This is a genomic window from Neisseria flava (genome assembly GCF_982712965.1).
The window spans coordinates 1-12,163 of record NZ_CEXQBZ010000037.1; the positions used below are offsets into that span (position 1 = coordinate 1).

A 12,163-nucleotide genomic window follows, 5' to 3' on the forward strand; every position below is an offset into this window, starting at 1 on the left:
GATTAAATTTAAATCAGGACAAGGCGACGAAGCCGCAGACAGTACAGATAGTACGGCAAGGCGAGGCAACGCCGTACCAGTTTAAAGTTAATCCACTATAAAAAATAAAAGGTCGTCTGAAAATCTGTTTTCAGACGACCATTTTTGAAATTGCAGTCAGGTCATCGTTACCTTATCAACGGTTCAAATTACCTAGTCAGCTAAAAGCCTGCCACACCACCCAAGCAATGATTGTCCAAGCAAATACCACTCCCGCTGCCAATATCATCACAAATACCAGCCAGACGGCAATCTCTATCTTACGTCCGGTCAATACGCGCCGTACTTTCCGCAGGCCGCCATGCCGATATGGGCGGCGCAGAACGGAAATGCGCTTTTTGCCGTAGCTCAGGAAATCCCAAGTAGCGGCAAAGAATTCGAGAACGCCAGATACAAAATCCAATACCACTATTTAAACTCCGTAAAATATACTGGCGTTATAGTAAATCCAAACAAGGAATCCCTATTCCGTCATTTACGCGCAGGCGGGAATTCGAGCCCTGATTTATCAGGAATATTTAGAGGTTGCCGCGACTTTAAACTTCTGGATTCCCGCCTGCGCGGGAATGACGGTAATTGAATCTTCCCTGTTCCAATCCGCTGTAAAAACGTTTTCAGACGACCTTTTTGATGTTCGGGTTTACAACCCCAACTCCCCCCAAATCTCATCAATCTTAGCCGTAACCGCAGGGTCTTTTTTGATCACACGTCCCCATTCTCGGTCGGTTTCGCCCGGCCATTTGTTGGTCGCGTCCAAGCCCATTTTGCCGCCGAGTCCGCTGACGGGGCTGGCGAAGTCGAGATAGTCGATGGGCGTGTTTTCCACTAAAACGGTGTCGCGCACGGGGTCCATGCGCGTGGTGACTGCCCAGATGACTTCTTTCCAGTCGCGCACGTTTACATCGTCATCGACCACGATGATGAATTTGGTGTACATAAACTGGCGCAGGAACGACCAGCAGCCCATCATCACGCGCTTGGCGTGTCCGGCGTACTGTTTTTTCATGCTGACCACCGCCATGCGGTAGGAACAGCCTTCGGGCGGCAGGTAGAAATCGGTGATTTCGGGGAACTGCTTTTGCAAAAGCGGTACGAACACTTCGTTCAACGCCACGCCCAAAACCGCAGGTTCATCGGGCGGTTTGCCCGTGTAGGTGGAGTGGTAAATAGGGTTTTCGCGCATGGTGATGCGCTCAACCGTGAACACGGGGAAATGGTCCTGCTCGTTGTAATAGCCCGTGTGGTCGCCGTATGGGCCTTCCAACGCGGTTTCGTTCGGATGGATGACGCCTTCCAGTACGATTTCGGCACGGGCGGGCACTTGCAAATCGTTGCCGATACATTTCACCAGCTCCGTCCGTGAACCGCGCAGCAGTCCGGCAAACTGGTATTCGCTCAAGGTATCGGGAACGGGCGTTACTGCGCCCAAAATGGTGGCAGGGTCGCAACCGAGCACGACGGCGACGGGATACGGCGTATCAGGATTGAGTTTACGGAATTCCTGATAATCCAACGCGCCGCCGCGATGCGACAGCCAGCGCATAATCAGCTTGTTTTTGCCGATTAGTTGTTGGCGGTAAATGCCTAAATTTTGGCGTTTTTTGTGCGGCCCGCGCGTGACGGTCAAGCCCCATGTTACCAGCGGCGCAACGTCTTCCGGCCAGCAATGCTGAATCGGAAGTTTATACAAATCAACGTCTTCACCTTCCCACACGATTTCCTGACACGGCGCGTTTTTCACCACGTTCGGCGCCATGCTCCAAATGTCTTTCAGCAGCGGCAGTTTGGAAAACGCGTCTTTGATGCCTTTGGGCGGTTCGGGTTCTTTCAAATACGCCAGCGTCTGCCCGATTTCGCGCAGCTTGGACACGCTGTCCGCACCCATGCCCATCGCCACGCGTTCGGGCGTGCCGAACAGGTTTGCCAACACGGGATAATCGTAACGCGTGCCGTCGGGCTTAATTGGGTTTTCAAACAACAACGCCGGCCCTTCGGCGCGCAGCACGCGGTCGGCGATTTCGGTCATTTCCAAATGCGGGGAAACGGGGTGGGCGACGCGCTTGAGTTTGCCCTGCTGCTCGAGCATGGCGATGAAGTCGCGTAGGTCTTTGTATTTCATGTTGATCCTTATTTGAGGTCGTCTGAAAACCGAATTTTGGATTTCAGACGACCTCAATCATAGATTGCAATATAGCTTCGGGGCATTCGCTGTTTTCGGCAAAAAACCAATATTCATATGTAGGAAATCGTCGCGTTGTTTACACTTTTTCTACGGCGGACAGCTTTTGTTTTTGCTTGAATGATTCTTAGGCAGCTATCCGGCATTATCAAGAACAGAGCGGGTTTCCCGTGTCTATCGACATTCTTGACAATGCCGGATAGCTGCTCAAACGGGTCTTCAAGCAAAAGCCAAAAGTGTAAACAACACTGTTGATTTCTACACACTATGGGTTGTGAATACTGAACTTCCAGCCCTTGTAGCAAAAATCTATCCACGTCTCGCCCGTAACCCAATCCGATACGAAGTCGGTAGGCATTCCGCCGAAATGGACAATTTTCCGCAGCAGGCTCAATGGCGGGTAGGTTTGCGGCAGTTGCAGGAACAGGCGGGAGCCGTCGGACATGGTTCCGTTCAGCAGAGGACGGTTTGCCATTTGGTCCTTAATCGTCTGCACCGAATGCCGCCTCTATCCTTGCATGCGCTTCGGCATATTCTATGCCGTGATAAAAGTCGCGCACCAGTGGATGTTCGCTGCCTTGATGTAGTTGCAGCAGGGGACGTCGGTTGTCGGACTGGGTAACGACATTGCAGTGCAGACCGAAGGTGTCGGATTCGTAAGGGGGCAGCCAGTTGCAGATCATGCCGAAATAAACGACGTTTTCCGGATTGTCGTGAAAGTGGCTTTGATAGTCGTTAAAACTCTTTTCGCTGACAGATACCCACACCCCGTATTCCAGCGTTTCCTCATGCCCGATAATCGGAATAAGCAGCACCGCGCGGATAAAACGGTCGGTTTGGTCGGAATAACGGATGATACAGAAATCAGAATCGCATTCTGCTTGATAAGCAATGCGTTCTCCTTCACTAAGTTGGTCATAGGGGGCGGGAGTAGCAAAGCAGAGCGCCGGCATGTCTTCATGTTTTTCGCCGCAGGAAGCGCAAGTGTACATGATGAATTCCTTTTGAGTTTTAGGCGTGGCTGGTTTTCAGACGACCTTCGTTTTATTTGGGGCATTTAAAACAACCAATGCAGTAATCCGACAGCCATCAGCACCGCCGCGATACACGCTAAGAGCGCGCAGATTTGCAGGGCTGTCGAGTTGGTTTTGGGGTAGCCCATCAGGTTGGGTAACGGGTTGGACGGCAATATCATGCCGTAGACGAATTGAAGCAGTCCGCCTGCAACCATAGGCAATGTAAATACCGGCAATATCAGGCTGATGGCGGCAAGTACGAGGCTGATTCTGAACATCCATATCGCCGGATAATGCCCTTTTCCGGCATCATTGCAGCGCTTTTCCAGCCAAGTGCTTTGATAGTGCAGCAGGCCGTAAAGGGCGATGGCAAAGACTTGTACTGCGCCGCCGATTTGCCGGCTGATGCCGCAGTAATGCAGACATGATTGGGACAACCACAGCAATAGTGCGGACACTGCGCTGATGCCCAGCAAAATGGGCAGGTTTACTGCTGCAAATCGCGTACGGCTGGCGCGGCGGTTGTCGAAGGGATCGGGCCTTTCGTCGTACAGGATGAAGCCGTCGGGTTCTTCGGAGTATGTGTTCATGATGTGGTGTGGTGAGTGATGATTTAGTTGTAATGTGGTGTTTTGTGTTTTCAGACGACGTCTTTGAATGGTTTATCAAACGTCGTCTGAAAATAAAGGTACAGCTTTGTATTTTAATGGCGATGCAGTTTAAACAGCAGCTTTCCGTCGCTGTTTCAGACGACCCCTGCGCCTTACCAATTCACGCGCACTGCCCTGCTGCCGAGCAGGTTTTCCAGTTCGTCGAATAACGCGGAGCTCGGCGTAACCATCCATTTCGGCGGCACCTGAAACTTGCCCGACGCTTTGTCGTTGCTGTACGACAGTTTCAGCGGGATGTGCGGCGTGTCGGGCAGGCGGTGGGTGGTGAGGATGGCGGCGAGGCGCGTGATGTCGTGGCCGGGGGCGAGGGCGAGGCTGAGGCTGCGGGCGTAACGTTCGCGCGCCATTTGCAGGGTCATGACTTGGTTTGCCATGATGCGCAGCCCGTCGCCGCCGCCGTAGTCGTCGCGGCTGACTTTGGATTCGATAATCAGCACTTGGTCGGACTTGAGGTAGTCGGCGCAGTTTTCCAGCGTGTGGCCGCTGACCATGATTTCAATCTGTCCGCTCAAATCTTCGAGGCTGACGAAGGCGATTTTGCCGCGTTTGCCCATCATGGTGCGCACGGCGGTCACGAATCCGGCGAGGCGCACGCTGTCTTGCGGTTTCAGACGGCCTAATTTGGTCGGGGCGATTTGGCGGACTTCTTGGGCATACGGGCCGAACGGGTGACCGGACAAGTAGAAGCCGATGACGGTTTTTTCTTCGGCGAGTTTTTCCGATTCGCTCCACATGGGCGCGTCGACGAGCTGCACCGGTTCGATGGCGTCTTCCATCATGTCGAAAAGCCCGCCCTGATTGGCGTTGGCGGCTTTTTGGTCGGCGTTGTTCATGGCGAGGTCGATGTTTGCCAAGAGCATGGCGCGGTTGGGTTCGATGCTGTCGAACGCTCCGCCGCGTATCAGGGCTTCGAGGGTGCGGCGGTTCATGTGCTCTTTACCGACGCGCTCGCAGAAGTCTAAGAGGCCGGTAAATTTGCCGCCGCTTTGTCGCGCGGCGATGATGGATTCGACGGCGGCTTCGCCCGTGCCTTTAATCGCGCCGAGTGCGTAGCGGATTTTCATGTTCGGATACGGCGTGAAGCGGTAGTCGGATTCGTTGATGTCGGGCGGCAGGAACTCGATGCCGTTGGCGCGGCAGTCGTCGTAGAAATGCTTGAGCTGGTCGGTGTTGTCCAATTCAGACGACATGGTTGCCGCCATAAATTCGGCGGGGTAATGGGCTTTGAGCCATGCGGTCTGGTAGGAAATCAGAGCGTAGGCGGCGGCGTGGGATTTGTTGAAACCGTAGCCGGCGAATTTTTCCATGTAGTTGAAGATTTCGTCGGATTTTTCGCGCGAAATGCCTTGTTTCGCCGCGCCTTCGGCGAAGATTTCGCGGTGTTTCACCATTTCTTCAGGTTTTTTCTTACCCATGGCACGACGCAGCAAGTCCGCGCCGCCGAGCGAGTAGCCGCCGATAATCTGCGCCGCCTGCATCACTTGTTCCTGATACACCATAATCCCGTAGGTTGGCGCGAGGATGCCTTCGAGCAGCGGGTGGATGTATTGGAATTCCTGACCTTTCATGCGCGCAACGAAGTCGGGAATGTTGTCCATCGGGCCGGGGCGGTAGAGCGACACGAAGGCGATAAGTTCTTCAAACTTGGTCGTGTGCGCCGTTTTCAGCATTTTTTTCATACCGGTCGACTCGAACTGGAAGACGGCGGTGGTGTTCGCGTCGCGGAAGATTTTGTAAGCGGCTTGGTCGTCAAGCGGGATTTTGCCGACATCGACAATATCGCCGGTGGTGTTTTTGATGTTGTTCTGCGCCATTTCGATAATGGTCAGGTTGCGCAGGCCCAAAAAGTCGAACTTCACCAAACCCACGTCTTCCACGTCGCCCTTGTCATACATGGATACGGGCGAGGCGGATTCGTCCGCCTGATACACGGGGCTGTAATCGGAAATCTTACCCGGCGCAATCAACACGCCGCCCGCGTGCATACCCAGACCGCGCGTCAGGTCTTCCAGCTTTTTCGCCAGCGTAATCAGTTCGTCCGCTTCTTCCGCTTCGATCAATTCCTGAATCTGCGGCTCCGCCTTCATCGCGTCGTCCAGACCCAAAGGTTTGTTGGCTTCCAGCGGAATCAGCTTCGACAGTTTGTCGCACAGGGTAAACGGCAGTTCCAGCACGCGCCCCACGTCGCGGATTACCGCTTTGGACGACATCGTGCCGAAAGTAACAATCTGGCTTACCGCCTCCGCGCCGTATTTTTCGCGCACATATTCAATCACGCGCCCGCGGTTTGCCTGACAGAAGTCCACGTCGAAGTCGGGCATGGAAACGCGTTCGGGGTTTAGGAAACGTTCGAACAGCAGCGCGTATTTGAGCGGATCAAGGTCGGTAATCTTCAATGAATACGCCACCAGCGAGCCTGCACCCGAACCGCGTCCCGGCCCCACCGGACAGCCGTGCGTTTTCGCCCAGTTGATAAAGTCTTGTACGATAAGAAAATAGCCGGGGAATTTCATCTGGATGATGATGTTCAACTCAAAATCCAGCCGCTCCTGATATTCTGGCATTTTCGCCGCCCGTTCCGCCTCATCGGGATAAAGCTGAACCATGCGTTCTTGCAAGCCCTCGTTGGACAGCTTCACCAGATAATCGTCCAGCGACAGGCCGTCGGGCGTCGGGAATAAAGGTAGGAAGTTTTTGCCCAGCGTGATATGGATATTGCAGCGTTTGGCAATTTCCACCGTGTTTTCCAAGGCTTCGGGCAAGTCGGCGAAACGTTCCAGCATCGTTTCCGGCGGAATGAAAAACTGGCTCGGCGTAAAATCGCGCGGACGTTTCTTGTCCGTCAGCACCCAGCCGCCCGCGATGCACACCCGCGCCTCGTGCGCGTTGAAATCGTCGCGGCTCATAAACTGCGTCGGATGCGTCGCCACCACAGGCAAACCCAATTCCTCCGCCAGCTTCACGCTGCCCGAAACGCAAGCCTCCCATTCTGGGCGTTCGGGCAGGCGTTGCAGCTCCAGATAAAACGCATCGGGGAACCACGCCGCATATTTCAACGCCGCCGCACGCGCCGCCTCTTCATTGCCGTTCAACAGATTCACGCCCACTTCGCCGTAATGCGCGCCGCTCAAACAAATCAAGCCGCTGTTGTCGCCGTTTTCCAGCCATTCGGGATTGAGTTCCGCATGATGGATATTGCGGTCTTTGCCGACATAAGCCGCCGTCAAAAGCTCGCTCAGGCGCAGATAGCCCACATCGTTGCGGATAATCAGCATAGCGCGGAACGGCTTGTCGGGCGCATTCGGATTGCCTATCCATACGTCCGCCGCGCCGATGGGCTTAATCCCCGCGCCGCGGCAGGCTTTATAGAATTTCACCAAACCAAATTCGTTCATCAAATCACTGATGCCCAAAGCAGGCAAACCGTATTCCTGCGCTTTGGCAATCAGTTTTTTAATCCGCACCATACCGTCGGTAATCGAAAACTCGGTATGTAGGCGCAGGGGGATATAGGTCGGCTCGGTCATGGCAAAATCGGCGTGAACAATAAAAGGCGTATTGTAGCAGGGTTGGAAAAAGGTCGTCTGAAAACGAGTGAAGCGGGTTTCGCTAAAACGGACAAAGTGAATTTCGCTAAAACGAACGTATTGATTGGGCTTTCAGACGACCTTGAAAGAAAAATGGTATATAAAACAGAAAAAATTTTCCATTCTATTTAAATTTTATAAAAAACAAAATAAAAACCGACCAATGTACAAATTTAGCATTCAAACGGTATGAAGTTTCCGAAATTTTACGATTTAATTACAACAAAATCTGATATTAAAATATGAAAAACGGGAATTAATATTGCATTTGCAATTCCAGCGGGTACAATGACGCAAAATGCCTATCGGCATAGAGAATGCGGTTTCCTGCATATTTCAATATCAATAAAGACCGCCTGATACGGTTGTATCGTGTTTCAAAAGGGATATATCAGAATGCTCCATATCAAAGTCGTCGTCGTCGGTAGTATCAACATGGATTTAGTAACCCGCGCCACCCAATTCGCGCGCGCGGGCGAGACTTTGCTGGGAAGCTCATTCCATCGCTACATGGGAGGCAAAGGTGCCAACCAAGCAGTTGCCGCCGCACGCCTAGGTGCATGCGTAACCATCATCGGTGCAGTCGGCGACGACGATTTCGGACTGGAAATGGTAACCAACCTCCGCCACGAAGGCATATGTACCGATTATGTCCAAACCATCATGGGACAAAACAGCGGCATGGCAAACATTACCGTTGCCGACGAAGAAAATTCCATCATCGTTATTGCCGGTGCAAATATGTATCTGACCGTCGCCGACATCGAAGCCGCAGAAGAACGGTTTGCCGAAGCCGACATCATCCTCAGCCAGCTTGAAATTCCGATGGAGTGCGTGATGGCTGCATCAAGGCTGGCAGCAAAATACAATAAACCCTTCATCCTCAATCCTGCACCCGCCCGCGCCATCTCAAAAGAATTGCTGGAACAAATTACTATCTTAACGCCCAACCGCTACGAGCTTGCCGCCAGCCTGGGAGCGCCGCAAGGCTTGTCCTCCGAAGAGTTGATTTTGAAATCCCCCTGCCCCGTCCTGATGACTTCAGGTAGCAAAGGCGCCGTATATAAAGACCCTAAAGGCCGCCTGCGTCATGTTTCAGGTTTTAAAGTACAAACCTCCGACACCACGGGTGCCAGCGATGCCTTCAACGGCGCATTGGCAGTATTCTGGCACGAAGGCATAGACATCGCCGTACGCAAGGCCTGCGCCGCTGCCGCCCTGTCTATTACCCGCTCTGGCGCACAAAACGGAATGCCTTTCGAATTCGAGCTAAGCGGCTTCCTCGCCTCTCAAAAATAAGGTTTGATGCGGCATATTTCTCCCTTAGTCAACATCGTCTGAAACTGCCACATATAAATAAATCGGAATTAAGGTCTAATCTTCATTTCGGTACATAAATAAACAGTCATCACAATAAAAACGTCGTCTGAAAACCCTGTATTCCAGTTTTCAGACGACGTTTTCTTATTTTCCTATCAACGCGTTACCGGTTTATATTTAATCCGTTTCGGTTTCGCGCCCTCTTCGCCGAGTCGGCGTTTCTTATCGGCTTCATATTCCTGATAGTTGCCGTCGAAGAACACCCATTTCGAATCGCCTTCGCAAGCTAAGATATGCGTGGCAATGCGGTCGAGGAACCAGCGGTCATGCGAAATCACCATCACGCTGCCGGCAAATTCTAGCAATGCGTCTTCCAGCGCGCGCAGGGTTTCTACGTCGAGGTCGTTGGACGGTTCGTCCAGCAGCAAGACGTTGCCGCCGCTCAACAAAGTTTTCGCCAAGTGCAAACGTCCGCGTTCGCCGCCGGAGAGCTGCCCCGCGATTTTGCTTTGGTCGCTGCCTTTGAAATTGAAGCGTCCCAAATATTGGCGGGCGGGAATTTCAAACTGACCGACCTGCAAAATGTCGCGACCTTCGGCAATGTTGTCAAACACGGTTTTGTCGTTTTGCAAACCTTCGCGGCTTTGGTCAATCAGGCTCATTTTCACGGTTTGCCCGATTTTCACTTCGCCGGAATCGGGCTGCTCTTTGCCCGCAATCATTTTAAACAGCGTCGATTTACCCGCGCCGTTCGGGCCGATGATGCCGACAATCGCGCCCGCAGGCACTTTGAAGCTCAAATCGTCTATCAATACTTTATCGCCAAACGATTTGGAAACGTTCACAAATTCAATCACTTCGTTACCCAAACGCTCGGCGACGGGAATAAAGATTTCCTGTGTTTCATTGCGTTTTTGGTATTCGTAGTTGCTCATTTCTTCAAAACGCGCCAGACGCGCTTTGGACTTGGCTTGGCGGCCTTTGGCATTTTGGCGCACCCATTCCAATTCCTGCTTCATCGCCTTCACGCGCGCGGCTTCGGATTTCGCCTCGTTTTCCAAGCGTTTTTCTTTCTGCTCCAGCCAAGACGAGTAATTGCCTTTCCACGGAATACCGTGTCCGCGGTCGAGTTCCAAAATCCATTCGGCGGCATTGTCGAGGAAATAGCGGTCATGCGTTACTGCGACGACTGTACCGGGAAAGCGCACTAGGAATTGCTCCAGCCATTCCACCGATTCCGCATCCAAGTGGTTGGTCGGCTCGTCCAGCAGCAGCATATCGGGTTTGCTCAACAAGAGTTTGCACAAGGCAACGCGACGTTTTTCACCGCCGGACAAATTGCCGATTTTGGCATCCCATTCCGGCAGGCGCAGCGCATCGGCGGCGATTTCCAATTCATGTTCCGCACCGCCGCCCGTGGACGAACCTGCCGCAATAATCGCTTCCAAGCGGCCCTGTTCTTCTGCCAGCGCGTCAAAATCCGCATCGGGATTGGCGTACTCGGCATACACTTCTTCCAAACGTTTCTGCGCCGCCGCCACTTCGCCTAAACCGCTTTCCACTTCCTCGCGCACGGTTTTCTCAGGATCAAGCTCCGGCTCTTGCGGCAGATAGCCGATTTTGATGCCGCCCATCGGCACGGCTTCGCCCTCAAATTCCTTATCCACACCCGCCATAATCCGCAGTACAGTAGATTTACCCGCGCCGTTCAAACCGAGCAAACCGATTTTCGCGCCGGGGAAAAAGGAAAGGGAAATGTCTTTAATGATGGTTTTCTGCGGCGGCACAACCTTGCTCACGCGCAGCATAGAATAGACGTATTGTTGGGACATAGTATTCTCAATTCGGTCAAACAAATTTCAGACGACCCATTTTAACCGATTGCACCGATTGTTGCTTGCACGGATGATATTTAGAGGGGAAACAGATGGGATGATTAAAAGGCTTGTTAATCACTTTTTGATTATTTTGATTCATAAATTTGTTTGTTATTCACAAATGAATACCAAAACTCTTTATGAATCATTTTTTATAAAATTTGATTGACAAACTTGCTTGTGCATCACAAATAAGCGACAATACTTTTTATTGATTAAAAATCGAATTTTTTGATTCACAAAAAAATTTATATGAATAAATTACTCAATTTTGATGATGCTGTTCAGTATCACTACAATCAGTTTCCCCCGAAATCACTCAATTACACCCTACTGATACCTAGCCTGCTCACAGCGACCGATGCCTTAGCACGCTACGATCAAATGTTGAAAAACATGCACAACAGCGAAATTTTACTTGCCCCCTTACGAAACCAAGAAGCGGTTATTTCTTCCCGTATGGAAGGCACAATCAGCACGATGGACGAAATTATGCAATATGAAGCAGATTTTGGTGAGGGTAATGATTCCACCGAAGTCCGCTCGGACATTGTAGAAACCGTGTTGTATCAACGGGCATTGAAAAATGCGCAAGGCGCAATAGAAGATGGTTATCTATTCAACAAGTTTTTATTGAAAACCATGCACCAACAGCTTTTATCTTATGGACGTGGTGCCAACAAATCCCCCGGCACATTCAAGCATGAGCAGAACTATTTGGCAGACAAAGGGAAAAAATCTATTCTTTTCATCCCGATAAGCCCTGAAAAATTGGAAGAAGGTTTGGACAAGCTATTTGATTACATCAATGGCGATTCAACTCCGATTTTGGCGAAAACCGCTGTATCCCATCTTGAATTTGAAGCACTTCACCCATTTCAAGACGGCAACGGGCGGATTGGTCGGATGTTGATTACCTTAATGCTTTGGCAGGCAAAAGCCATCAGCGCACCACATTTTTATATTAGCGGATATTTTGAGGAACACAAAGAACGCTACACAGAATTGATGCGCCAAGTTTCTCAAACCGGAGATTGGAACGAATGGTGCCAATTCTTCTTTGAAGCCATCTATTGGCAAGCAGTGCATAACCTTGAAATTGCCCAAAGCATTCATGCACTTTATGAAGAAATGAAGTTCATTTTTACCCAAACACTCTCCTCCAAACATTCACTTGCCGTGTTAGATTTTGTTTTTACTTATCCCGTTTTCCGAAACAGCCGATTATCAGAACTGGCCAACATCCCACCTGCAACTGCAAACCGTTTCACCAAGGCATTGTTGGAAAAAGGTATCTTGACATTAAAAGAAGAAGCAAGCGGAAGAAAATCGGCATTGTATTCGTTTGAGAGGATGATGGAGTTGGTGAGAGTTTAATGAAAAAGGTCGTCTGAAAGTTTGAACTGGCCCCCAAATCTTGGACACTCATAAAAGCCTATTCAGGCGCTCTGTGCAAGCTGGGTTCTGTATGCGA

At 51.2% G+C, this 12,163-nt stretch carries 9 protein-coding genes; 2 read left to right on the forward strand and 7 right to left on the reverse strand.

Features of this window, described 5'->3' with window-relative positions:
- Positions 1-196: 196 nt before the first annotated feature.
- From AC5M9B_RS02675 to dnaE, 6 genes are all read right to left on the reverse strand, one after another.
- Positions 197-448 carry a hypothetical protein gene (locus AC5M9B_RS02675; protein WP_101810619.1) on the reverse strand — a complete coding sequence of 84 codons (252 nt, stop codon included), beginning with the start codon at positions 446-448 and terminating at the stop codon, positions 197-199.
- Positions 449-679: 231 nt separating this feature from the next.
- The gene (ubiD, locus tag AC5M9B_RS02680; protein WP_070539078.1) at positions 680-2,158 is read right to left on the reverse strand and encodes a 4-hydroxy-3-polyprenylbenzoate decarboxylase; all 1,479 of its coding nucleotides are present in this window, start codon (positions 2,156-2,158) and stop codon (positions 680-682) included.
- Positions 2,159-2,483: 325 nt separating this feature from the next.
- The gene (locus AC5M9B_RS02685) at positions 2,484-2,693 is read right to left on the reverse strand and encodes a hypothetical protein (protein ID WP_180949647.1); all 210 of its coding nucleotides are present in this window, start codon (positions 2,691-2,693) and stop codon (positions 2,484-2,486) included.
- 7 nt (positions 2,694-2,700) lie between these two features.
- Positions 2,701-3,210 (reverse strand): DUF2199 domain-containing protein, encoded by a 510-nt coding sequence (locus AC5M9B_RS02690; RefSeq protein WP_101810618.1) that lies wholly within the window; start codon positions 3,208-3,210, stop codon positions 2,701-2,703.
- Between the two features lie 65 nt (positions 3,211-3,275).
- Positions 3,276-3,824, reverse strand: coding sequence for a cytosine permease (locus AC5M9B_RS02695; RefSeq protein WP_101810617.1), 549 nt, complete (start codon positions 3,822-3,824; stop codon positions 3,276-3,278).
- Between the two features lie 173 nt (positions 3,825-3,997).
- On the reverse strand, positions 3,998-7,432 hold the full coding sequence (gene dnaE / locus AC5M9B_RS02700) for a DNA polymerase III subunit alpha (RefSeq protein ID WP_487648215.1): 3,435 nt from the start codon (positions 7,430-7,432) through the stop codon (positions 3,998-4,000).
- Positions 7,433-7,888: 456 nt separating this feature from the next.
- Here dnaE and AC5M9B_RS02705 point away from each other — a divergent pair, with 456 nt between their 5' ends.
- The gene (locus AC5M9B_RS02705) at positions 7,889-8,791 is read left to right on the forward strand and encodes a ribokinase (protein WP_070655569.1); all 903 of its coding nucleotides are present in this window, start codon (positions 7,889-7,891) and stop codon (positions 8,789-8,791) included.
- Positions 8,792-8,967: 176 nt separating this feature from the next.
- On the opposite strand, the gene ettA is transcribed toward AC5M9B_RS02705, so the two are convergent.
- Positions 8,968-10,644: an energy-dependent translational throttle protein EttA gene (gene ettA / locus AC5M9B_RS02710; protein WP_003756559.1), complete on the reverse strand. Its 1,677-nt coding sequence runs from the start codon at positions 10,642-10,644 to the stop codon at positions 8,968-8,970.
- 297 nt (positions 10,645-10,941) lie between these two features.
- Here ettA and AC5M9B_RS02715 point away from each other — a divergent pair, with 297 nt between their 5' ends.
- On the forward strand, positions 10,942-12,066 hold the full coding sequence (locus AC5M9B_RS02715) for a Fic family protein (RefSeq protein WP_070655566.1): 1,125 nt from the start codon (positions 10,942-10,944) through the stop codon (positions 12,064-12,066).
- The last annotated feature ends 97 nt before the right edge of the window (positions 12,067-12,163 follow it).

Excerpts from the sequence above, each read along its gene's own strand:
- ubiD (WP_070539078.1), bottom strand. The coding sequence starts at position 2,158 with ATGAAATACAAAGACCTACGCGACTTCATCGCCATGCTCGAGCAGCAG.
- AC5M9B_RS02685 (WP_180949647.1), bottom strand. The coding sequence starts at position 2,693 with ATGGCAAACCGTCCTCTGCTGAACGGAACCATGTCCGACGGCTCCCGC.
- AC5M9B_RS02690 (WP_101810618.1), bottom strand. The coding sequence starts at position 3,210 with ATGTACACTTGCGCTTCCTGCGGCGAAAAACATGAAGACATGCCGGCG.
- AC5M9B_RS02695 (WP_101810617.1), bottom strand. The coding sequence starts at position 3,824 with ATGAACACATACTCCGAAGAACCCGACGGCTTCATCCTGTACGACGAA.
- dnaE (WP_487648215.1), bottom strand. The coding sequence starts at position 7,432 with ATGACCGAGCCGACCTATATCCCCCTGCGCCTACATACCGAGTTTTCG.
- AC5M9B_RS02705 (WP_070655569.1), top strand. The coding sequence starts at position 7,889 with ATGCTCCATATCAAAGTCGTCGTCGTCGGTAGTATCAACATGGATTTA.
- ettA (WP_003756559.1), bottom strand. The coding sequence starts at position 10,644 with ATGTCCCAACAATACGTCTATTCTATGCTGCGCGTGAGCAAGGTTGTG.
- AC5M9B_RS02715 (WP_070655566.1), top strand. The coding sequence starts at position 10,942 with ATGAATAAATTACTCAATTTTGATGATGCTGTTCAGTATCACTACAAT.